This is a genomic window from Niallia sp. HCP3S3_B10 (assembly GCF_052064465.1).
GTDB classification, from domain to species: Bacteria; Bacillota; Bacilli; order Bacillales; family Cytobacillaceae; genus Niallia; species Niallia hominis.
This window is the reverse complement of record NZ_JBQHVO010000011.1, coordinates 22501-44606: the sequence shown is the minus strand read 5'-3', so window position 1 is coordinate 44606 and position 22106 is coordinate 22501. Positions and strand designations below refer to the sequence as shown.

General features: G+C 36.4%; 20 protein-coding genes and 1 riboswitch. Of the genes, 6 read left to right on the top strand and 14 right to left on the bottom strand.

What is annotated here, in order from left to right; translation table 11 throughout:
* Window positions 1–196: 196 nt before the first annotated feature.
* From ACTNDN_RS07715 to ACTNDN_RS07700, 4 genes are all read right to left on the bottom strand, one after another.
* Window positions 197–1363: a sugar ABC transporter permease gene (locus ACTNDN_RS07715; protein ID WP_441131033.1), complete on the bottom strand. Its 1167-nt coding sequence runs from the start codon at window positions 1361–1363 to the stop codon at window positions 197–199.
* A gap of 16 nt (window positions 1364–1379) precedes the next feature.
* A complete protein-coding gene (locus ACTNDN_RS07710; protein WP_441131032.1) occupies window positions 1380–2900 on the bottom strand; it encodes an ATP-binding cassette domain-containing protein in 1521 nt (506 codons plus the stop codon).
* A gap of 133 nt (window positions 2901–3033) precedes the next feature.
* The gene (locus tag ACTNDN_RS07705) at window positions 3034–4143 is read right to left on the bottom strand and encodes a sugar ABC transporter substrate-binding protein (protein WP_031536084.1); all 1110 of its coding nucleotides are present in this window, start codon (window positions 4141–4143) and stop codon (window positions 3034–3036) included.
* Window positions 4144–4423: 280 nt separating this feature from the next.
* Entirely contained in the window at window positions 4424–5404 is a 981-nt protein-coding gene (locus tag ACTNDN_RS07700) for a sensor domain-containing diguanylate cyclase (protein ID WP_031536082.1), read from the bottom strand.
* 107 nt (window positions 5405–5511) lie between these two features.
* Window positions 5512–5597: riboswitch (cyclic di-GMP riboswitch) on the bottom strand.
* Window positions 5598–5853: 256 nt separating this feature from the next.
* On the opposite strand from ACTNDN_RS07700, the gene ACTNDN_RS07695 reads away from it, so the two are divergent.
* Window positions 5854–6390 carry a CueP family metal-binding protein gene (locus ACTNDN_RS07695; protein WP_031536081.1) on the top strand — a complete coding sequence of 179 codons (537 nt, stop codon included), beginning with the start codon at window positions 5854–5856 and terminating at the stop codon, window positions 6388–6390.
* 48 nt (window positions 6391–6438) lie between these two features.
* Here ACTNDN_RS07695 and ACTNDN_RS07690 read toward each other — a convergent pair whose 3' ends face one another.
* Genes ACTNDN_RS07690 through ACTNDN_RS07680 form a run of 3 tightly spaced genes read right to left on the bottom strand, consistent with a single transcriptional unit; the run spans window position 6439 to window position 9336 of the window.
* Window positions 6439–7263 (bottom strand): GNAT family N-acetyltransferase, encoded by an 825-nt coding sequence (locus tag ACTNDN_RS07690; protein WP_031536078.1) that lies wholly within the window; start codon window positions 7261–7263, stop codon window positions 6439–6441.
* A gap of 14 nt (window positions 7264–7277) precedes the next feature.
* Complete coding sequence (locus ACTNDN_RS07685; RefSeq protein WP_031536076.1) at window positions 7278–8348, bottom strand: UvrB/UvrC motif-containing protein; 1071 nt, start codon at window positions 8346–8348, stop codon at window positions 7278–7280.
* Window positions 8349–8370: 22 nt separating this feature from the next.
* Complete coding sequence (locus ACTNDN_RS07680; RefSeq protein ID WP_031536074.1) at window positions 8371–9336, bottom strand: S66 family peptidase; 966 nt, start codon at window positions 9334–9336, stop codon at window positions 8371–8373.
* Between the two features lie 124 nt (window positions 9337–9460).
* Here ACTNDN_RS07680 and ACTNDN_RS07675 point away from each other — a divergent pair, with 124 nt between their 5' ends.
* Window positions 9461–9673, top strand: a complete 213-nt coding sequence (locus ACTNDN_RS07675) for a DUF5316 family protein (protein ID WP_031536072.1) — start codon at window positions 9461–9463, stop codon at window positions 9671–9673.
* A gap of 30 nt (window positions 9674–9703) precedes the next feature.
* On the opposite strand, the gene abc-f is transcribed toward ACTNDN_RS07675, so the two are convergent.
* On the bottom strand, window positions 9704–11338 hold the full coding sequence (gene abc-f / locus ACTNDN_RS07670; RefSeq protein WP_031536071.1) for a ribosomal protection-like ABC-F family protein: 1635 nt from the start codon (window positions 11336–11338) through the stop codon (window positions 9704–9706).
* A gap of 481 nt (window positions 11339–11819) precedes the next feature.
* Between abc-f and ACTNDN_RS07665 the strand changes: the two genes are divergently transcribed.
* Together ACTNDN_RS07665 and ACTNDN_RS07660 are read left to right on the top strand one after the other, a co-directional pair.
* Entirely contained in the window at window positions 11820–13268 is a 1449-nt protein-coding gene (locus ACTNDN_RS07665; protein WP_031536069.1) for an amino acid ABC transporter substrate-binding protein/permease, read from the top strand.
* A complete protein-coding gene (locus tag ACTNDN_RS07660) occupies window positions 13255–13983 on the top strand; it encodes an amino acid ABC transporter ATP-binding protein (protein ID WP_031536067.1) in 729 nt (242 codons plus the stop codon). The genes ACTNDN_RS07665 and ACTNDN_RS07660 overlap by 14 nt, the downstream gene beginning before the upstream one ends.
* Window positions 13984–14018: 35 nt before the next feature.
* Here the strand turns inward: ACTNDN_RS07660 and ACTNDN_RS07655 are convergent, their stop codons facing one another.
* Window positions 14019–14366: a winged helix-turn-helix transcriptional regulator gene (locus tag ACTNDN_RS07655; RefSeq protein WP_031536065.1), complete on the bottom strand. Its 348-nt coding sequence runs from the start codon at window positions 14364–14366 to the stop codon at window positions 14019–14021.
* A 175-nt stretch (window positions 14367–14541) separates the two neighbouring features.
* Here ACTNDN_RS07655 and ACTNDN_RS07650 point away from each other — a divergent pair, with 175 nt between their 5' ends.
* Window positions 14542–15396, top strand: a complete 855-nt coding sequence (locus ACTNDN_RS07650) for an SDR family oxidoreductase (protein WP_441131031.1) — start codon at window positions 14542–14544, stop codon at window positions 15394–15396.
* A gap of 49 nt (window positions 15397–15445) precedes the next feature.
* Here ACTNDN_RS07650 and ACTNDN_RS07645 read toward each other — a convergent pair whose 3' ends face one another.
* On the bottom strand, window positions 15446–16279 hold the full coding sequence (locus ACTNDN_RS07645; protein WP_031536056.1) for a helix-turn-helix transcriptional regulator: 834 nt from the start codon (window positions 16277–16279) through the stop codon (window positions 15446–15448).
* 106 nt (window positions 16280–16385) lie between these two features.
* Here ACTNDN_RS07645 and fabF point away from each other — a divergent pair, with 106 nt between their 5' ends.
* Window positions 16386–17618, top strand: coding sequence for a beta-ketoacyl-ACP synthase II (gene fabF, locus ACTNDN_RS07640; protein WP_048719327.1), 1233 nt, complete (start codon window positions 16386–16388; stop codon window positions 17616–17618).
* Window positions 17619–17673: 55 nt separating this feature from the next.
* Here fabF and ACTNDN_RS07635 read toward each other — a convergent pair whose 3' ends face one another.
* The 4 genes from ACTNDN_RS07635 to ACTNDN_RS07620 form a co-directional block, all read right to left on the bottom strand.
* Complete coding sequence (locus ACTNDN_RS07635) at window positions 17674–18891, bottom strand: MFS transporter (protein ID WP_441131030.1); 1218 nt, start codon at window positions 18889–18891, stop codon at window positions 17674–17676.
* 77 nt (window positions 18892–18968) lie between these two features.
* Window positions 18969–19136, bottom strand: coding sequence for a hypothetical protein (locus ACTNDN_RS07630; protein WP_441131029.1), 168 nt, complete (start codon window positions 19134–19136; stop codon window positions 18969–18971).
* 262 nt (window positions 19137–19398) lie between these two features.
* Window positions 19399–20442, bottom strand: coding sequence for an ArsR/SmtB family transcription factor (locus ACTNDN_RS07625; RefSeq protein ID WP_441131028.1), 1044 nt, complete (start codon window positions 20440–20442; stop codon window positions 19399–19401).
* Window positions 20443–20573: 131 nt separating this feature from the next.
* Window positions 20574–21794 carry an MFS transporter gene (locus ACTNDN_RS07620; RefSeq protein ID WP_048719323.1) on the bottom strand — a complete coding sequence of 407 codons (1221 nt, stop codon included), beginning with the start codon at window positions 21792–21794 and terminating at the stop codon, window positions 20574–20576.
* Window positions 21795–22106 lie beyond the last annotated feature (312 nt).

Below are 22106 nucleotides of genomic sequence, written 5' to 3'. Positions count from 1 at the left end.
TCCTTCCATTAATTGTATCCCACAAACTCATCATAGCATCCTTTGTAGATTGTTCAATAGTTATCTTTTCTGGGAAAAGTAATATCATTTATCTAGTGGGAAATAACAGCAAAAAAGGGATTAGTGAAAAACGTGGCATAGGCTTGTCCTAGTGAAAAAGCGGAAAAGAGGAGAGACCGCTGTCTCTCCTTCTAGTTTATTTTGACTTTCTCGTCATTACATCAAATATAACCGCACCTGCTAAAACTCCGCCTCTAATCATATATTGATAAGATATTCCAACACCTAGTAAGTTCATCCCACTTGAAAGTGATGCCATAACGATTGCACCAATAATAGCACCTGTTACTTTTCCAACTCCTCCAGCAGCTGAAACTCCCCCTACATAGGCAGCAGCGATGGCATCTAATTCGAATAGAGTACCGGCTGTTGTGGTTGCTGATTGAAGACGAGCCGTGAATAAAATACCGGATAATGCTGCCATCATTCCCATGGATCCAAAAACAATATAAGTAATTTTTTTGACATTAATCCCACTAAGGTGAGCAGCTTCTGGATTGCTTCCGACTGCATAAATATGTCTTCCAAGTACTGTTTTCGTAGTCAAGAAATGATACACAAAAACAACTGCAAGCATTACAATAACGGTCCAAGAAAATCCATTATACCCAGCAAGAATCCATGTAATATAAGCAATAATGATTGAAACAAATGCTAATTTTAAAATAAACATCGGTTTAGACAATACATCGAATTGATAGTTTAATTTGTTCCTTCTATTTGTTATTTCGCTATAAATATAGAGCAGAATCCCTATTAACCCTACCAATAAGGATAAAAAATGCAGTCCATTTACTTCAAACATGGATGGAATATATCCATTGCCAATTGCATTAAATGCATCATTTTGAATAATAATAGTTCCTGTTTTTTCCGTTACTTGCAATAAAGCACCCCGAAAAATCAGCATTCCTGCTAAAGTAGCCACAAAGGATGGTATGCCTACTTGTGCTACTAACAGCCCATTAAATAATCCTACTACAATTCCTAGAATGAGAATGATGGGGATGGAAATATATACAGATACGCCTGCCTGTGTCAGTAGGATTGCGGCAATCGCCCCGAGAAATCCCGCAACATATCCAACAGATAAATCGATATGACGAATAACTATAATCAATGTCATCGCAACTGCAAGCACGGCTATATATCCTGCTGAGTCTAGTAAATTACTTATATTTCGCGAAGAGATAAATAGTCCGTCTGTCATAATCGTAAACGTAAGAATAATAACAAACAAAGCGATATACATTCCATAATCACGAATATTCGCTCGAATAAGTGCTTTTGCATCTTGATACATAATCTTTCCACCCTCCCTATTGTGTTGCCAGCTGCATAATGTTTTCTTGATTCGCTTCTTCTATAGACAATTCACCTTTTAATTCTGTTTGCGCCATGACATACACTCTGTCGCTCATGCCAAGCACCTCTCCTAGCTCAGAAGAAATCATGATGATGCTTAATCCTTCTTCAATCAGCTTATTCATAACAGTATAAATTTCAAATTTAGCACCAACATCAATGCCACGGGTTGGTTCATCTAAGATTAATAGTTTTGGGGCAACAAAGAGCCACTTTCCAAGTGAGACTTTCTGCTGATTTCCTCCACTTAAATTACCTGCGAACTGTTCAAGTGATGAAGCTTTTATATGAAGCGACTTTTTATAGGAGTCAGCAACCTTAATTTCCTCATTTTCATTAATGACTCCTTTTTGCGCAATTCCTTTCAAATTAGCAGCGGAGATATTACTCTTAATATCTTGCAGCAAGAATAATCCGTCTCCTTTACGATCTTCTGTTACATACGCTATTCCCGCTTGAATAGCATCACTCGTATGTTTAAATTTTTGCGGTTCCCCATTCAAATATATTTGACCCTGAATCTTATACGATTTTGCATTTCCAAATATACTTAATGCAAGCTCCGTTCGTCCTGACCCCATTAAGCCTGCTATCCCAACTATTTCCCCTTTTTTCACATGGAGGTTAATATTCTTTACCACATCTCTCCCTAATTGAGGATCAAAGGCACTCCAATTTTTCAGCTCTAAAATAGGGGTTCCTTTTTCTTTCTTATTTCGTTTTGGATAAATATCCTCTATTTCTCGACCAACCATGTTTTTAATAATAAAATTCTCTGTAATTTCTCCTTTAGCAGCTTCTAGGGTACAAATTGTTTGGCCATCTCGAAGGACAGTCGCTTTATCTGCTATCGAGATAACTTCCTTTAGCTTGTGGGAAATCATAATACAAGTAATCCCCTGATGCTTTAGTTCCTTTAACAAGCGAAGAAGATTTTCACTATCATCTTCATTTAATGCAGCTGTCGGTTCATCTAAGATAAGAAGCTTTACATCTTTACTTAATGCCTTAGCAATTTCAATTAGCTGTCTTTTCCCGACACTTAAATCTTTTACAAGTGTGTCTGGAGCAACATCCAGTTTTACTTTTTCTAGTAATTTCTTTGACTCTACAATCGTTTGGTTCCAATTGATTACTCCACCTTGCTTCACTTCATTGCCAGCGAAAATATTTTCATACACTGATAAATCAGGAAATAAAGCAAGCTCTTGATAAATAATGACAATCCCTGTTTTCACACTGTCACTAATTTTATGAAACTGTTGAATTTCATCTTCAAAGACAATATCCCCCTCATACGTTCCATATGGATGGACTCCACTCAACACTTTCATCAAAGTCGATTTACCAGCTCCATTTTCTCCTATTAAACAATGAATCTCTCCTTTATTAACCTTGAAATTCACATTGCTTAACGCCTTAACTCCTGTAAATTCTTTTGTGATCCCATTCATTTCAAGAATATATTCACTCATTTTCTTCCTCCTTTAAAAGCTGACAAGGGAATGGATGAAAGGGCCGACCTCCCTTGATATATCAATCACCAAAAGCAATCGATATAGCCAATGGAGGCCGAACATTTTTTTTTTGGAAGTCCCTTCTATAAAATTACTTTAATCCTGTAAATTCACTTGCTTCATAATAGCCTGAGTCAATTAATTCTGTTTGGACATTATCTTGATCTACAACAATGACATTTGTTTGCTTCGCACTTACTTCAATCGCTCCATTATCATAAGAACCTGTAGTTTCTGGTGATTTTCCATCTAAGATATCAACAGCAATCCCCATTGCGTCCGTTACTAAGGTACGAACATCTTTAAATACGGTCATGGATTGCTTTCCATCAATCACATATTGAATAGATGCCTTTTCTGCATCTTGTCCTGTCACGGTATAACTAGAAATATCTCCATCAGAAGCGAAAACATCAGCAATTGCGCGGGCAGTTCCATCATTAGGCGCTAAGACAGCAACATCGCCCTTCATGTCTGTTCCTACCGCTGTTAAATGAGTTTGTGCTTTATTTTTCGCTTCGTTTGGATCCCAGTTTGTTGTAACCTGGCCTAAGATTTTACTCATTTCATCACGACTAAGCTCTTGCTTATCTTTTAACTTTTCTGCTTCACTTGAGTTAGCAATTTTGAATGTTCCATCCGCAATTTTTGGTTGAAGTACATTCCATGCTCCCTCAAAGAATAAAAAGGCATTGTTATCTGATGCAGCTCCTGCATATAGATACAAAGGGACATCCTTTCCTTCTGAATGCTCAATCAAATATTGCCCTTGTGCAGCACCAACTGCCACACTATCAAAAGTGACATAGTAATCAACTGCATCAGTATCTGTAACCAAACGGTCGTATGAAATAACTTTAATGCCATCTTTTTTAGCAGCCTCAACAGCTGCCGCTGCTGCCGCTCCATCTTGTGGAGTTATAATAAGTACTTCAATTCCTTTATTAATTAACGTTTCCACATTTTCTTTTTCCTTCGCAGAAGAACCTTGGCTGAATAAAATTTCAGTCGTATATTCAGAGTCTTTTAAGGCATCTTTAAAACGCTGTTCATCCTGTACCCAGCGTGGCTCATCTTTCGTTGGCAAGACAATTCCCACACTAATTTTATTGCTGCTTCCACCTGTGCTGTTGCAAGCTCCCATCAGAGCAGCAATTAGCACTACTACAAGTAATAAGGATATGGATTTCCATCTTTTCATTGATTTTTTCCCCCTTTGAATTTGGTTCTTTCCTTTCTTTACAGTTAAAATTGTATGAGAAAAAACGCCTTTTTGTAAGCGTTAACAATAGTACTCTTTTAATATCATCTGTATTTTTTTAATATAGGGGTGGTAAAAGGATTTTATTTGGCTTAGCAATGCTTGAGGGTAAGGATATTTCAAAAGTGGAGCACTTCATCTTTTATAGTGGTAAAAAAAATAGCCCTCATTCGACTAATGAAGGCCGTTCTTTCAACCAATATACTAGCTATCCAACCAGTTACTTTACAATCACTCTATTTCCGTAAGGTATGGTATTTTTCTTTTTCTTCATTTTATTTTGGTACATATTATCATCTGCTTCTGTAAATAACGCAGTCATTTTTCCAAGGGAGCTTGAAACAAATGCATAGCCTATAGACATTTTTACAGTAGTATCCGTATCCCTTTCCTCATCGCCGCTTAATTCCATGGACATACGTTTGTACAACTCTTCTATTTCTTCCTTTCCCATTCCTTGTATTAGTAGGACAAACTCGTCCCCACCGATCCTTGAGACCGTTATATACGGGGAAGAAAAAGTGTTTAGTATTTTTCCAGCTTCTTTGATTAGATCGTCACCTTGTTTATGCCCATATTTATCATTTACCTGCTTTAGTTCGTCTAAATCACATAAAATAATAGCGATTGCCTCATCTATTTTTGTATCAAATTCTTCCATCTTTTGTTCAAAATAAAATCGATTATGTACCTCTGTCAGTGCATCATGAATCAGTTGATACTCTAAATTTTGTCGCAGTCGCACTTTCTCATCAATATTGCGAATAATTCCATGTATAGCTACTAGATTCCCTAGTTCATAAATAGGGGTGGCATATTCCTCAAACCACTTATAATTACCGTCTACACATCTCATACGTTGGATCAATGGCTCACTATAATCTATCTTTCCAATGAGTTTTTTGTACATAATATGATAATCATCTGGATGGATTAATTCTAAAGGAGCATGGGGATTTCGATAGAATTCCTTAACCATTCCCTCTCCTAAAATATAATCGGTGGATGGACTAATATACGAATGTCTCATTTGCGGTCTTACTTCATATCTGTAAACAATATCCTTCGAGCTTTCCACTAAGCGAAACATAATATCTTCCCTTTCCATTTTCACTTTCCAGCTATTATGTTTTCGTTTGGCATTTACCTTCCAAAAGAAAATACCAAATATTATCCCGCAAAAAAAATAGAAAATCCCCATCTTCATCCTCACCTTAAATTTGTGAGACTATCATCGGCATATTACAACGATCTAAATACAGAAAAAAACTAATCTTCTTCCGATTAGCCTTCCGTTTATAAAGATAAATCGGTAACTGGCTGACTTAATCTCCAAGATCTTAGTCCCTATAGCTTTGCGTCTTCACCTTTCGATGAATTTGCCTTTAACACCTTAATATATTTAATGAATTATTGCATTACATTTTTTCCTTTTTCTAGCTTCTATTACAAATTTTATAGGAAAATAGTCAGATGCACAAGAGACAGGAAGGACTTTTTTCACATTTTCTTACATAACTAGCAAAAATATCACTTCCTATTTAATTTGAAAAATTCACAAAATCTCCATTTCTCTTTCCTCTTTTTTGCGGTTTAGTTTGATATCTTAATAAATAAGCAATCAAACTAAAAAGGGAGAATGCGATTAAGATGAAAAAAAATAAACTTATCATCCCAATATTCATTACAATAGTATTTGCCATAACTATCTATTTATTAATCAATCAAAATAATCGCTATGAAAAAATGGAAAGTGGAGATGTTAAACAACTCGTCCATGATTATAGTACTGGCAAAATATCAGCCGTTTCTGCTTCGATTAGCTCCGATACACTAACAGTAAGCACGCCTGAAAACGAGGAACTTATCTATCAGTTGCCTAAAGGTGAATTTTTCGTATCATTTGCTCCTTACTTAATTGATACACACCCTTGCGCAATCCATAATCTAGCAGGTTGCCGCGGAGAATTGGCTAATAAGGAATTTGCTGTATATATTGAAGATCAAGATGGAAAGGTTTATGTGGATGAACAGATAACATCCCAAGCAAATGGTTTTATCGATGTATGGCTTCCTCGCAACAAGGATTTTAAAATGACTATCTCTTATAATGGCAAGACAGCTAAGACCGAATTTGCTACTTTTAAAGATGATAACACTTGTATTACTACCCTTCCTTTAACCTAACATGCTAAGTAGGTACCTATTTTCTAGGTTACCTACTTTTTTTGACAGTTACTTAATTTCGTAATAATCCTGAGAATGATAGCTTCGAAATCCACAAGACTCGTAAAGCTTAAGCGCACGAGCATTTTTGGCTTCTACTTCTAAAAAAATCGGCAAGCCTTTTTGCTCTTCTTGTTTTACTACTTTCGATAATGCCCTTCTGCCAATTCCTTGCCCGCGGAACTCTGGAAATACCACAAAACCATAAATCCATGCTTCTCCATTCATTTCAGAAACTCTGATTTTCCCTGCTATTTTTCCATCCACCTCAATAATCATACGGTGATCATCATCCAGTTCCCTTATTGTTTCTACATATGCTCTGACATCCTCTTCCACCATTCCAAATCCTCGGACATCAAGCTGGATTTCTACTTCTTTGTCATGAACATAATCATAGGGTCTTAACTTAATCGCTGTGTCCTCGATTATGTTTGCCTTCTGCCATTTCATTTGATGCTCCGAAAAGGTATAGGAACAAGGAATTTTCTCTAAAAATGCTTTCGCACTCTGGGATGTAGCAGGAGCATTCAATAATATGCTCGTCGCCCCTCTCCTTCTTGCCTCCTCTAGACCTTCCGCCAGTAATGCTGTAAAAATCCCTTTTCTTCGATACTGTGGATGAACCATGCCACAAAACTCTACTTTTCTTCCAAAATAGTAGCTTCCTAAAAATCCAACTAGTTTGCCGTCTTCATTATGGAAAAAGTCCTCTTTATTTTCTCCATTTCGGTTTTCTAGCATATCGAAGTTAAGCTTTAACTCATATCCTTCCTCTTGCTCACAAATTTCTTTAAGTGATTTTATTTCTGCAATTTGCTCTTTTGACAGCATATTTATTTTCTCCTCTAATTTTGGATAGGAATCGGAAGGATTCTCCTAAGAACATCTTCCAAATAATCACATTCAGTGCTACTTACTCGATCATCCTCTATAACAGTATACGTACAATTGTCGCTGTTTAAATATTTATAAATAATATACGCTTCATCTATTTCCTCTTTTCCCAAAGCACTGATATGTTGGTTGGGTACAGAAAGGGATTCTATCCTTCTCTTCACTTCTTGAATATCTACCTGATTGACTTCATATATTTGTTGATAAATAATTTTATTTCGTCTAATAAGAAAAAGCTTTATTCGATAGTCAGCTAAGGATTCTACTGCCATTATTAGATGATTATCCACCATAAAACTTACTACTGATTCTGTTTGCAAAATCGTATTTATTTTCGTAATCGTATCTCTAATTTCTGCTGCCTTCTCAAACTCAACATTACTGGAGGCTTCAATCATTTTTGTGGACATCTCTTCTAGTACACCATTATCCTTTTTATTAAATAAAGCGATAAGCCGATGAATAATTTGTTGGTGAGCTTCTTTGGCTATTGGATCAAAACAAATCCCCATACACTTTCCGATGGAATAATTCAAGCACGGACTTTGACTCCACTTCTCTTGGGAGCAATTTATTTTATAAAATGCTTTTATTCCATTTATCACATTTTCTACTGTTCCTTTACTAGTGAAGGGACCAAAGTAATAATGAACATCGTCCTTATCTAACTCATTGGCGATCTCCATATGATAGTTTCCCTTCTGCCATCGAAAAACGATGTAGTTATAAGCCTTTGTTGTTTTCATCATTCTATTGTACATAGGTTGAATTTCCTTTATTAACTTACATTCCAGCATCAATGCCTCAAATTCCGTATCTGTTAGGATAAAGTCGAAATCCTTTATATGCTTTACAAGCTTCTCCCATTTGCCAAACCGATTTTTCGAATGCTGGAAATAGGAAGAAACTCTATTTTTTAATTTTTTTGATTTGCCAACATAAATGATGTGACCAGAGGAGTCTTTCATCAAATACACCCCTGGAGATGTTGGCAGATTTTTTATTTTTTCTTTAAGCTCCAAGTCGATTCCTCCTCTGGATTGTTTAAAAAGTAGTCATCTTTATTCCATGTGTCATCGTATCAATCTCTACTTCTCCTCCAATTGGAAAAGTAAAGAATGGTTGAATATGTCCAAAATCAACATTATAGAGAACAGGGATTTTTTTCAAAAGAGGATGTTTATCCAGAATAAATAGAAGCTGCTCCTCTGACATCTTAGAAGCTTTTTGAAATCTCCCAATTACTAGCGCTTTTATGGAGCCAGCAGTCTGTAATAAAGAAGTTAAGTCTCTTGCAAACGTTTCTGGAATGGTTAATTCATCATCTTCTACAAACAGAAGGCTGTCTTTCAGATTTGGCATATATTCTGTTCCCTGCAGTAAATTTAAGGTACATAGATTACCGCCAAACACTTGCCCTTTTGCCCTACCCTCTTGGTATACTTCCCAGCCACCAGGTTCATAGTTACGATTTTCTTGATCCAAATACCATGCATCATCTGTCCATACATCAGAAGGCTCAACCATAAATTTCTGTGATTCCATCAAGCATTTCTGGAAATATTCCGTTTGGTATTCCTGTAACTTATCCATTTGAAAGCTAGAAAAGTGCGGTCCTGAATATGTAATAAAATCAGCCTTTGTTGTGATGGCTGTTGCTAAAGCAGTAATATCACTATACCCACAAAGTATCTTTGGATTGTTTTTTATTAATTCATAATCCAAATAAGGCAATAGCTCATTACTGTTAAATCCACCAATTACAGTTAAAATCCCTTTCACCTTTTTATCCCGAAAAGCATCATGAATATCTTCTATTCGATGTTCTATTGTCGTGGAAAACTGTAAGTCGGATTCAAAAATATACTTACCAAACGTAACAACAAATCCAAAATCCTCTAATCTTTTCTTTGCTTGCACAATTCCCTCTTCCGATAAAATTTTTGCACTTCGACTAGGAGCGATTACTCTAATTTCATCCCCCTTTTGTAGCTTAACAGGTACTCTCATGCCTATTCCTCCTCTTTCTTTTTATTAAAACACAAATAATCTTATATTTCTGTAACTTTTAGGGAGGACAAAACGTATATTTTACAAAAGAAAAAGGTGCTTCATTGGAAAAGGAGGAATAACTATGTTTACATTTTTTTTAGTCATTGGGATTATCGCGATTTTTATCGCTGTAACTATGGTAGGCGCATGGCCCGATGGACGGCAACATAGAAACCATTATTTCACAGAAACAAAAGAAGATCGCGCATTAAACACAAAGATTTCCATAGTAGTTGGTTTGATTGGGATTGTGTCATTAGCAATAGCTACAGCAATTTATTATTTTGTAAATTGAGTGGGACAAGGAACCCGGCCCCACGTCCCACTACTCCAACTCCTTCATTCGCTTCGTCAAATCCAGAAACTTTCTATCTAATTCTGCATATTTTTTATCCTTTGGTGTCATAAAGCTTAATTTTCCTAGAACTTCTTGTCTTTCTGTTTCTAGCTTTAAACGCAGTTCCTCTTTATTGTCCCTTTCCTGCTTCTCCGATTCTGTCCATTGCCTCTTTAAGAATCCTTCTGCTAAAACTATTTTGCTTGTTGTTGTTTTCTCCAAAAAATAGCGGTCATGGGAAACGATTAGAAGAGTCCCATTATATTGCGATAACGTTTCTTCTAATTGTTCACGGGATGGCAAGTCAAGATGGTTCGTTGGTTCATCCAGAATAAGCACGTCTTTTTCTTCTAAAATATATGCCATTAACTTACACTTTACCCGTTCCCCCATGCTCATATTTTTTATCGGTTCCTTCCATTGGGACGGCATAAACCCTAGATGTTTCATTAACGTTTGTACTTTTCCCCTTGCAGCAAACGTCTCAGTAAAAAATAGCTGTTCTGGTGTTTCCTCTAAAGGGAGATCAAATACTTCCTGTGTTAAATACCCCATATTGGCCGTAGGAGAAATCCAGGCTTCCCCGTCTGCTTTTTCTTTTCCTAAAATAATGTTTAATAAGGTTGTCTTCCCGCTTCCATTCGGACCTATAATAGCAACCTTCTCGCCATATTGAATCGTAATATTCCCTTTTTCAAACAAAACGCGAGAGCCAAATTTCTTCGATAAATCCTTAATCTCCAAAAAGCGTTTTCCTTTCTTTTTATTCGCTTCAATCGAAAAAGATACCGTATACTCTTCTTCTACACGCTCCACTTTATTTCTTTCCAGTTCCTTTTCCAATCGTTTTTGCTTCGATTTCACTTGAGCATCCATTCGTTTCGCCTTTGCCCGATAATATTCCTTTGGAAACTCTTGTTTGGTTGATTGCGCATGTGCCTTTTGCGCCCAAGAGGTAATCTCTTTCATTTGTCCTTCGACTTGTTTAATCTTCTTTTGTTGTTTATCATATTCCCTCTGCTGGGTTAACCTTTTCTGTTCGCGCGCTTCCATATAACTGGAATAGTTTCCTTTATGTTCAATAAGCTTCCTACTTTCAATAGACCAAATCTTTGTGGTTACACTATCTAGAAAATAACGATCATGAGAGACAAGGAGAATGGTACCCTTATATTTTTTGATTTGCTGTTGAAGGAGTTTCATACTTCGCTCATCTAAATGATTGGTTGGTTCATCTAAAAGCAGTATGTCTGCTTCAACAGCAAAACCTCTAGCAAGCCGAGCTTTTAACTTTTCCCCACCGCTCATATTCTGAAAATCATTTGTTGGCACTTGCCATTTTTCCAACAGCTTCATTTCAGTTGAATTTTCTTCCGCTAGGTCATAGTTTTCTGTTTCTTGCTCAACCATTCTAATAACCAAATTTTCCTTTATCCACTTCAAATGCCCATTTGTAGGAGCTATATCTTGATTTATTAATTGCAATAATGTTGATTTGCCTGCACCATTCTTGCCAATAATCCCAATAACCTCTCCCTGCCGTACACTTGCATTTATTTTTTCAAAAATGGTTGCATCCAACACTTCATAACTGATATTCACTAATTTAAATAGTTCTGTCATCCGATCAAACCCTTTCTATGAAGGGAGAAAAAAAATCCTCCCAATTTTCCTTGGAAGGATTAGCCGTACCTAATTATCCGCTCGTTCCCAATCATGATCATATACAAAAAAACCGTGCATATCGACCACTAATTGTGCGCATACCATTAGAGATATACACAGAAAAGCGTTATATGAAAATGGGCAGACTAATCCTATTTTTGGTTAATTTGAAATTTTTTCATTCAAATTGTTGAAAAATAAGATTAGTTCTTCATCGTTCACCCATCATCCCTTTCGTTGTAAGTAACTGTAGTATAACATACTTTCTGTAATGTAATCCATTTCTGACAAAAAATATGGAAAAATTTCACTTTATATTCCTATCTGTACAATATCACGATTGTTTAGTATTATTTTAATTATGTTTTTGTTAGATAATCTAACATAAGATATCCAAAACTTATCAACATCAAGAATAATGCGAAAAGGAGTTACACGAATGAAGCAAAAAAGAATGTCTAAATTTATTTTATTCTTTGTAGTTATCTTAACTATATTGAGTATTATTTCTCCCATAACAAAAGCAGAAGCAAAGGAGAAAGTATATCAGATTGCAACAGATATTACATTTGCACCATTTGAATTTCAGGATGTAAATGGTGATTTCGTTGGAATTGATATGGACTTAATCGCTGCTATTGCAAAAGACCAAGGCTTCCAATATGAAATGAAGCCACTTGGATTTAACGCTGCTGTTCAAGCGCTTGAATCAAACCAAGTAGATGCTGTTATTGCCGGAATGAGTATTACAGAGGAAAGACAAAAGAAGTTTGATTTCTCTGATTCTTATTTTGATTCAGGTATCATTATGGCGGTTGATAGTGATAATGAGACCATCTCCTCTTATGAAGATTTAAAAGGTCAAAAAGTTGCTGTGAAAACAGGAACAGAAGGTGCTAGCTTTGCAGAGAGCATCAAAGACGAATACGGATTTTCAATCGTGACTTTTGACGATTCTGCTAATATGTACGAAGAAGTAAGAACAGGAAATTCCGTTGCTGTATTTGATGATTATCCTGTATTAGCATATGGAATCAAGCAAGGAAATGGATTAAAAATTGTCACAGATAAAGAAGCAGGAGCATCATATGGTTTTGCTGTCTCAAAAGGACAAAACACAGAGCTTCTTGAGATGTTTAACACTGGTTTGGCTAATTTAAAGGCGTCAGGTGAATATCAAAGAATATTAGATAAATACTTAGAAACTGGCTCAGATGTGGAAGAAGGAAGCGGCTTTTTCGGTCTATTGAAAGAAAGTTTCCCAAGCTTGCTATCTGGTTTAAAAATGACATTGATCTTAACCGTTATTTCTCTGTTAATTGCAACCGTACTTGGGATTATTTTCGGATTATTACGTATTGCAAAAAATAAAGTGTTAAACACAATCGCTATTATTTACATCGATATATTCCGAGGAACACCATTAATCGTTCAAGCATTCTTTATTTATTTTGGAATACCAGCAGCTCTTGATTTTCGCATTTCAGCTGTTGCTGCCGGTCTTATTACCCTAAGTTTAAATGCTGGTGCTTACATGGCTGAGATTGTCCGCGGAGGAATTCAATCGGTTGATAAAGGACAAATGGAAGCCGCACGTAGTCTGGGACTTCCTTATGGAAAAGCAATGAGAAAAGTCGTCCTTCCACAGGCGATTCAATTAATGATTCCAGCATTTATTAACCAGTTTGTTATCACCTTGAAAGATACGTCTATTCTTTCGATTATCGGTATCAATGAATTGACACAAAGCGGAAAAATTATTATTGCAAGAAACTTAGAATCATTCCAAATGTGGCTAATTGTCGGCATTATGTACTTTATTGTCATTATGATTCTAACAAAAGTATCAAATGTATTAGAAAGAAGGATAAAAAATGGCCAAGCTTAAAGTGACGAATCTGAAAAAATCATATGGTAGTCTCGAAGTATTGAAATCAATTGATTTACAGGTAACAGAAGGCGAAGTTGTTTGCTTAATCGGTCCTTCTGGATCTGGTAAAAGTACCCTTCTGCGCTGTTTAAATATGTTAGAAGAAGTAACAAGTGGAGAAGTAGTAGTAAATGACTTTAAATTAACCGATAAAAAAAATGACATAAATAAAATTAGAGAAAATATTGGAATGGTGTTCCAGCACTTTAATCTTTTTCCACACTTAACGGTATTAGAAAATATCACGCTAGCACCAGTTGATTTAAAGAAAGCAACGCCACAGCAAGCGAAAGAAAAAGCATTAGCACTTTTAGATCGAGTTGGTTTGAAAGAAAAGGCGAACGAAAATCCAGCTAAATTATCTGGTGGCCAAAAGCAAAGGGTCGCAATCGCACGTGCCCTTGCCATGAATCCTGATATTATGCTATTCGATGAACCAACAAGTGCCTTAGATCCGGAAATGGTCGGAGAAGTATTGAATGTTATAAAACAATTGGCACAAGAAGGAATGACCATGGTTATCGTTACACATGAGATGGGCTTCGCTAGAGAAGTGGCGGACCGTGTAATCTTCATGGATAATGGATACATTGTCGAAGAAGGTACACCACAAGAGATCTTTGGAAACCCACAAAATGAGCGTACGAAAGATTTCTTGAATAAAGTATTGTAAAGCTTATGGGGACAATCAATTGTCCCCATCTTTCTTTAGTCCTTATAATGCTTCTTCCCCCACTCCCCCATTAAATCAAGAATGGGGATAAAGCTTACTCCCTTTTCTGTTAAAGAATACTCCACTTTAGGCGGCACTTCTTTATATACTTCTCGATGTACCATTTGATCTGCTTCCAATTCCCTTAGCTGTCTTGTTAAAATTCCTTTTGAAATGCCTGGTAACAGCCTTTGTAGTTCATTAAAGCGTTTTGTTCCTTGACTTAAATGCCATAAGATAATAATTTTCCATCTTCCCGCTGTTAAATTTTGCGTATAAGTAACAGGACAGAACCCTTCCTCTTCACTCGAGTCAGGTGTTCTTTGAACAAAATAACGAGCCATCTGATCTATCTCCTTTCCCATGGTACTATTTATGTGACTATGTCATTAAAAAATAACTACTTTTATTTTTCTAACTATGAATATACTATATACCTATATTGAATATACAACAACACATCTTGTCAGAAACATTTGGTTATAATGAAATAAGAAAATGAATGGGAGGAAATATAAAATGAAACTATTAGTAACAGGTGCTACTGGTAAACTCGGCTCTAAAATCGTGAATGTTTTACTATCAAAAGTTTCTGCTGACCAGCTTGCAGTCAGTGTTCGTCATCCTGAAAAAGCAGAAGATTTACGTGTAAAAGGTGTAGATGTTCGCGAGGGAGATTTCGATAAGCCAGAAACATTGGAAACAGCCTTTAAAGGAATTGATCGATTATTGATTATTTCAGCAGATGGAGACACGGAAACAAGAATTCGTCAACACAGTAACGCAGTCGCGGCAGCCAAAAATGCTGGTGTTTCGTTTATCGCATATACAAGTATTGCAAATGCACAAGAAAGCACAAATTTCCTTGCTGAAGTTCACAAAGCAACAGAAGAAGCTATTCTTCAAACAGGCATCCCCTATTCTTTCTTGCGTAACAACTGGTACCTTGAAAATGAACTTTCTACTATTCAAGGTGTTCAAGCGGGAGTACCATGGATTACCTCTGCTGGAGAGGGAAAAGTCGGCTGGGCTTTACAACAAGACTACGCAGAAGCAGGAGCAGAAGTACTAGCAGGAGAAGGACATGAGAATACGATTTATGAGCTGTCTGGCAAACTATTATCTCAGGAAGATATCGCTGCTGCTGTTAGCACAGTGATTGGAAAAGAAGTACCCGTTCAACAGGTTGATGACACAACTTATGCTGAAATAATGACTAAAGCTGGCGTACCAGACTTTGTCGTTCCTATGCTTGTTGCAATTCAAAAGGATATTCGCGAAGGTTCCCTAGAAATAGAAAGCAAAGACTTTGAGAAATTGCTTGGACGTTCGGAAACTCCTATTGTAGAGGGAATTAGACAGCTTATTAATTGATTGGAACATTAGGGACACAACCACTGCTGTGTCCCTTTATTATTCTAAACTATTTCATCAAATGCTTAATCTTCTCTTCTGTACCAGTCCCATCAACAGGCGTATAAATGCTACATCTTAAATCATTTCGGCCATGAACTTGCAAAGAAGTTAAATTATAAATCATTTTCCCAGCCTTGGAGTGACGAAATTCAATTAATACTTCAGGCGCAGAACTTACTTCACTTTCATTCCACATTTTATTAAAATCCGGATAGTTCTTTTTCATCTCTTCAATAAATTCTCCATACCACTCATCTGCCATATACTGCCCTAAATAAGTGCGAAAGATAGAGAGAAATCCTTTGACAAAGTCTTCCCAATTAACAGCTAATGCTCTTAGCTCTTTTCTTGAAAAAACCAGTTCAATTAGATTTCTTTTTTCAAGTGGAATTTTTTCAAAATCCAAGAATACTTGTTTAGCAGCTTCATTCCATCCTACAATAAAGGAGCGTCGATCGGTAATAATCGAAGGACAGTAACGAAGCTCTTTTAAAATTTTCTCCAAGGATGGCGTAATCATTTCCTCTTCCTCTCCTTTTGGAAAGAAGGAACCACCTTCTTCAAAAGCTAATCCGTACACATATTTTCTCTCATCTAAACTCAATTGGAGCGCATCTGCAACAGCGTCTAAAACTGAAATAGATACTTTAATGTCTCTACCTTGCTCTAGCCAGGTATACCATGTAGTGCTTACACCAGCTAATTGTGCTACTTCCTCGCGACGAAGTCCTGCCGTTCTTCTTCTACTACCAGCAGGAAGTCCAACCATTTGTGGCTGTATTTTTGACCGTTTTGTTTTTAGAAAATCGGATAGCGCTTCTAATCGGATGTCTCTATTCATATACATTCTCCTTTTTAACCTAGTATTAATTATACTAGTATAAACTACAACTTGTAATAGGATAAAAAAAGCATACAATAAATAAAAAAGGAATGGGGGAAAATTTGTGAAAAGAGTCGTTATCACTGGAATGGGAATCATTTCACCGTTAGGAAACAATGTAGATGATTATTGGCAGAACCTTTTAAATGGAATATCTGGAATCAGTATGATCGAGCATTTAGATGCCTCTTCATTAAAAACAAGAATAGCTGGAGTTGTAACGGACTTTCATCCAGAAGAAAGATGGGGTACAAAGGAAGCGAAGAAGCTTGACCGATTTAGCCAGTTTGCATTAGCAGCAGCAGATGAAGCTTTATCTAACTCTCAGCTAGACTTAAATAAAGTAGACAAAGAGCGGCTAGGTGTCTATGTAGGTTCAGGGATTGGCGGTTTAACCACCCTTATTGATAATGTAAATACATTAAATCAACGAGGGCCTAATCGAGTAAGTCCTAATTTAGTGCCGATGATGATTTCAAACGCTGCTGCGGCACAAATTAGTATTAGATTCGGAGCCCAAGGTCCTTCCCTTTCTCCTGTAACAGCTTGTTCCATTGGAAATACCTCGATTGGGGAAGCTTTTCACACCATTCGAAATGGTGATGCAGACGTGATGTTTGCCGGTGGAGCGGAAGCAGCTATTACAAATTTATCCTTAGCTAGCTTTGGTAATGCAAGGGCCTTATCTACTAATAATGAGGAACCCACATTAGCAAGCAGACCTTTTGATAGAAATCGAGATGGATTTGTAATGAGTGAAGGTGCGGCAATCTTGGTCGTTGAAGACTTGGAACATGCCCTTAAGAGAAATGCTAAGATATTAGCTGAAATTATTGGCTATGGAGCGAGCTCTGACGCTCATCATATGGTTGCAACCCATCCAGAAGGAAGAGGCGCATATCTCGCCATGAAAAATGCATTAGCAAAAGCAAATGTCTCCCCTTCTGATGTGGATGTAATTAGTGCTCATGCGACTAGTACACCAGTAGGCGATTTATCGGAAACATTAGCTATTAAGAAATTATTTGAAGCGGAAGCTTATAAAATACCAGTAACCGCGAACAAATCGATGCTTGGTCATATGCTTGGTGCCGCGGGTGGAGCGGAGGCAATCGCCTTAGTTAAGAGTTTGCGAGAAGGTATTATTCCACCAACTATTAATTTAAAAACTCCAGATTCTGACTGTGATTTAGACTATGTCCCAGAAGGAGCAAGAAAAGCTTCCTTATCTATTGGTTTATCCAATTCCTTTGGGTTTGGCGGTCATAATTCTGCGATTTTGTTGAAAAAGTATTAAAGGGAAAAGACTAGGAAAATCACTATCAGCGTTTCCTAGTCTTTTTTATCGGAATTTAGGAAGCAAGCTTTTCCTCAGTATTCACGTTATCTATAAACGCAAAATATGGTAGTAGCATTCCTAGTAGGGAAATAATAGCAATTAATGTTCCAATTAAAATGTACAAAGGTCGGATTCCCCATACTTCACTTAGAACTCCACTTATTAATACGCCAAGCGGCATCATTGCACGAATGATAAAAGAGCGCACGGAAATAATTTTTCCCATTAGATGATTAGGAACAGTTTGCTGACAAATCGTTATATTATGGATACTAAAAAAAGCCATCGCGATACCTGCAATCAATTCTGTTGCTATGGCAAAAATGAGCGAGCTAGTTATCCCAAGATTAATATAAGTCAACCCTCCAATTAAAAGTGCCCCTAGCATCAATCTTCGTCTTGAGGCGTATTTTAATTTCCCAACCAATAATGTCCCTATCATATAGCCTAACGGAAATCCCGCCATAAAATAACCATACATGGCATTATTTCCGTATAGAACCGTTTTGATATATGGAATATTAATTACCATCGTAACCCCTACTCCAAATTGGACAAATGCTAGAAAAACTCCTAACCACACTATCGTCCTTTGCTGAAAAAAATAACTGATTCCCTCCATAAATTCAGTACCCCATGCTTTTCTCTCCGGTCTCTTTTCTCTTTCTTCGGAAACCCCTAATAAAAGACTTCCGCTAATAATCAATGAAAGGCAAATAAAAGATAAAGTGCTGTTAACCCCGATATATTCAATGACCACCCCTGCCATAACAGGAGCCGTAAAGGTCATTAATCTCGCCATTCCTTCTATGTATGCATTAGCTGTATGCAATTGTTTTTTTGAAACAATACTGGATAGTATCGCTTGATTGGCTGGTGAATAAATAGGTGTTATTAATCCTATAATGATTTGGACAATAAAAATATGCCATGGGACTAATGTGTTTGTTATAACACCGATAAGGGGTATGACAAACACAAGTCCCCTGCTCCAAAGTGCAAAAATCATGGTCCATTTTCTACTCCAACGATCAATATAAGGTCCAATAAAAACCTGAAGCGCAAGGGAGGGCAGGAAATATAATAGCCACATACTCCCCAATGCCCAAGATGAGTCTGTTATTTCATAGATTAATAACGAATTGCAAAAGGTTCCAAAAGCTCCTGCTAATTCTGATATGCCATTACCAATCCACATATATGTAAATGATTTATTTCGAAAAATATACAAACTAGCACCACTTTCTTTGGTTTGGCTGATATATTTCTATTTTGGCTGATATCCTTGTTACTTTGGCTGATATATCCTCATTTTGGCTGATATCCTTGGTGGTTTGGCTGATATATTCTTTTTTTGGCTGATATCCTTGTTACTTTGGCTGATATATTCATATTTTGGCTGATATCCTTGGTGGTTTGGCTGATATATTCTTTTTTTGGCTGATATCCTTGTCGGTTTGGCTGATATATTCCCATTTTGGCTGATATCCTTGTCGGTTTGGCTGATATATCCTCATTTTGGCTGATATCCTTGTCGGTTTGGCTGATATATTCTTTTTTTGGCTGATATCCTTGTCGGTTTGGCTGATATATTCTTTTTTTGGCTGATATCCTTGTCGGTTTGGCTGATATATTCCTATTTTAGCTGATACATCCTTATTTTTGGCTGATATCCTTGTAGAATTGGATCTTATTATACTGCGTTTCAATCATTTTTTTGTGGTTTCTTCTAAATCCCTCATTGTTGAAAGTATTGCTCTAATTCTTTTGCTAATGACATGATAGCTCGCGTCTTTAATACATACTTCCCTTCTTCTATTCCTACTAGTTGTGCAGATCTCAATATCTTTAAATGATGGTGAATCGTTGATTTTCCCAACGCTAATTTTTCCGTCATTTCCTGAAGTGTTCGACTTTGTTCAAATAATAATTTCACTATTCTCATGCGTACTTCATCCCCTAAAGCCTTATGTTTCAATACAAGAAAATTGCTCGGCATATATTTATCACTCGGAGATAGGCTTTCATTTGAAACGGGATAATAATATACTTTCGTTTCTTCTAAATCTGCTGCAATATTCCATGGTCGATATATGTATTGTGGAATAAGTAATACTTTATAAACGCTTGGTTCTGGCATATACTTAATCCCACCCGTCGCCCATTCTACAAATTCTTCGGGTTCCATTTTCTTTTTCATTTTTTCTTTTGCACAGGCATCCGTTTGTAAGATAGATTTCAAGTTTTCCAAATCAGGTTCTATGACTGCTTTATACCAACCACTCATGACTATAATCAGATGCTGTTTCAGCTGTTGTGGATCAATCGTACAAATGAAAGAGATATAGCTTGGAAAAAACGGGTTATTTTTAGTTGCGTCTCTTAACTGCTCTATCGCATCTGCATTTTTGTTTGCGGCTTTCTTTCTAATAGGCTGATAGGCTTCCGTTATAAACGGAATACATTGGTAGATCAATTCTCTTTCAGTGAGATTATTGATATATTCGCTAAATGCTTCTAGGCTGGCAAAATCCTTTTGATGGAGTAATTGAAGTAATGCCTTCCACGTATTATTTTTTTCTACATAATCTAATTCTGCTTGTAAATCGACAGAAAGACTCGTTCTTACATCTTTCCAATAACTTGTTGGCCTATCTAACGAATTGAGTAGCCGGTTATTCGTGATAGCTGCTATGCCAAGTGCACACTCCCATAGTAGTGAATACTTCATTTCAACTTGGTACGTCTCTCTTTTCCGACCAGTAGTACTAAAAACTTCCATTCAACAACACCTCTATTTTATTTTCAGTTAACTATATTCTAAATTATTAGAATTATTAATTCAACGTTTTTCGAATATTTATTCAAAAAAACTCGACCTCTTTTTTATAAAGGTCAAGTTTTTTCCAGAGATTAGTTTCTTTCTTTGCCGAAATAACTATTGCTAGCAAACAAGGACTTATTTTTATAGATGATTATACTGGCAAATGCAAGAAGTAAGCTTGATAGAACAAACACCATTCTTACGCCTAATAAATCAGTAAGCATTCCCATCAGCAAAGACCCAATACCAAAGATTCCTGTACCAATTGCTCCCAATGAGGTATATACCTTCGATAATTGTTCTTTTGGTAAGCTCGTTTGAATGACCGTTTGTTGAGGAATACTTTTTATTTGTGTAAAAATGCCAACACCAAACGATAGAACTAGCGCGAATACAGGAATACTATTTAAACTAAATAATATGGTAAGAAGAAAACTAAAGAATGCGCCTACTAATAAAAAGCTCCCTATTTTTCTTTCCACTAAGGAAGCATATTTTATACAATAGAGGCTTCCTAAAATTAGTCCTAAGAAGAAGGCTCCATTAATAAAGCCCCACCATTTTTGTTCCACTTCTAAAGCATCACTAACAAATACGTATAAAACAGCCGCAATCCATACTGTTCCAGCAAAACCCTCTAAAAGATCAATGGAGGCAATTTTTCTTAATACCGGAGTATGAAATAGTATCTCCCACCCCTCTTTGATTTGTTCTACTTTTCTCGCTGATTTCATTGTTTCTGCATAGACGGTTTCCAAAAAGCATAGTAAGAAACTGGAAATAATAAACAGACAGCTAACAAACCAAATAAGTTGTTGTGAGCTTAAAATTAGGAGAAACATACTTCCAACAAACCACATTGTTGCTTGAATCAATTGGGTCACCGTTTCTGCAATTCCGTTCGCTTTCATTAAATACTCAGGTTCAACGTAATACGGTATCAAAGTTTGTCTTATTGGATTTGCACATCCATCAAGAAATGCAATGAATCCTATGACGATAAAGACCACAAAGTAATTTGATTCATTTAACCCTGTTAATGAAAAGCCTAATAATATTAGCAATATTGTCTTCCCCAATTGAGAACCCGCCATTAACCAGTTCAACCTTACTTTTCCGACGAGAAGGGGTGTTATTATACTGGAAATAAACATACAAGTTGTAATGGTAAAAGGGACAAATGATGCAGCTGTTGCTGATCCCTTCAAGTCATAGATAATACTAATAACACTTACAATATAGAGAACATCCCCTATATTCGCAAAAGATTGCCCGATCATTAATAATGAAAAATTTTTATTAAAATTCATGTTTTATCCCCCATTATTTATTAAAGTAAATTTAGTTAATGGGAGATTATTAAATTGGACAGTTCACTTTTGTACATACTCCTTTAGAACGGATAAGCCAGGGGGATAGAGGATTATCACAAAATTTTCTTACATCTATTTTAACACCCAATAGTATATTCGGTTACCTCTTTTTAGATTTTGCTGTTTTTGATGATAGGATAGATAATTTCTCTATTACTTTTCTTGATTCTAATAAGACGCCACATATTCTTACCGCCACTTCCTCGTCATGCAAAAAAAGAGCACTTTTCCTAATGCCCTTTCTCATCA

Coding starts and splice junctions, on each gene's coding strand:
- ACTNDN_RS07695 (WP_031536081.1), top strand. CDS start 5,854: ATGAAAAAAAATAAACTTATCATCCCAATATTCATTACAATAGTATTT.
- ACTNDN_RS07620 (WP_048719323.1), bottom strand. CDS start 21,794: ATGAATTTTAATAAAAATTTTTCATTATTAATGATCGGGCAATCTTTT.
- ACTNDN_RS07645 (WP_031536056.1), bottom strand. CDS start 16,279: ATGAATAGAGACATCCGATTAGAAGCGCTATCCGATTTTCTAAAAACA.
- abc-f (WP_031536071.1), bottom strand. CDS start 11,338: ATGACAGAACTATTTAAATTAGTGAATATCAGTTATGAAGTGTTGGAT.
- ACTNDN_RS07630 (WP_441131029.1), bottom strand. CDS start 19,136: ATGGGAATATATCAGCCAAACCGACAAGGATATCAGCCAAAAAAAGAA.
- ACTNDN_RS07700 (WP_031536082.1), bottom strand. CDS start 5,404: ATGGGGATTTTCTATTTTTTTTGCGGGATAATATTTGGTATTTTCTTT.
- ACTNDN_RS07625 (WP_441131028.1), bottom strand. CDS start 20,442: ATGGAAGTTTTTAGTACTACTGGTCGGAAAAGAGAGACGTACCAAGTT.
- ACTNDN_RS07710 (WP_441131032.1), bottom strand. CDS start 2,900: ATGAGTGAATATATTCTTGAAATGAATGGGATCACAAAAGAATTTACA.
- ACTNDN_RS07655 (WP_031536065.1), bottom strand. CDS start 14,366: ATGGCTCGTTATTTTGTTCAAAGAACACCTGACTCGAGTGAAGAGGAA.
- ACTNDN_RS07675 (WP_031536072.1), top strand. CDS start 9,461: ATGTTTACATTTTTTTTAGTCATTGGGATTATCGCGATTTTTATCGCT.
- ACTNDN_RS07660 (WP_031536067.1), top strand. CDS start 13,255: ATGGCCAAGCTTAAAGTGACGAATCTGAAAAAATCATATGGTAGTCTC.
- ACTNDN_RS07705 (WP_031536084.1), bottom strand. CDS start 4,143: ATGAAAAGATGGAAATCCATATCCTTATTACTTGTAGTAGTGCTAATT.
- ACTNDN_RS07665 (WP_031536069.1), top strand. CDS start 11,820: ATGAAGCAAAAAAGAATGTCTAAATTTATTTTATTCTTTGTAGTTATC.
- ACTNDN_RS07650 (WP_441131031.1), top strand. CDS start 14,542: ATGAAACTATTAGTAACAGGTGCTACTGGTAAACTCGGCTCTAAAATC.
- ACTNDN_RS07690 (WP_031536078.1), bottom strand. CDS start 7,263: ATGCTGTCAAAAGAGCAAATTGCAGAAATAAAATCACTTAAAGAAATT.
- ACTNDN_RS07680 (WP_031536074.1), bottom strand. CDS start 9,336: ATGAGAGTACCTGTTAAGCTACAAAAGGGGGATGAAATTAGAGTAATC.
- ACTNDN_RS07715 (WP_441131033.1), bottom strand. CDS start 1,363: ATGTATCAAGATGCAAAAGCACTTATTCGAGCGAATATTCGTGATTAT.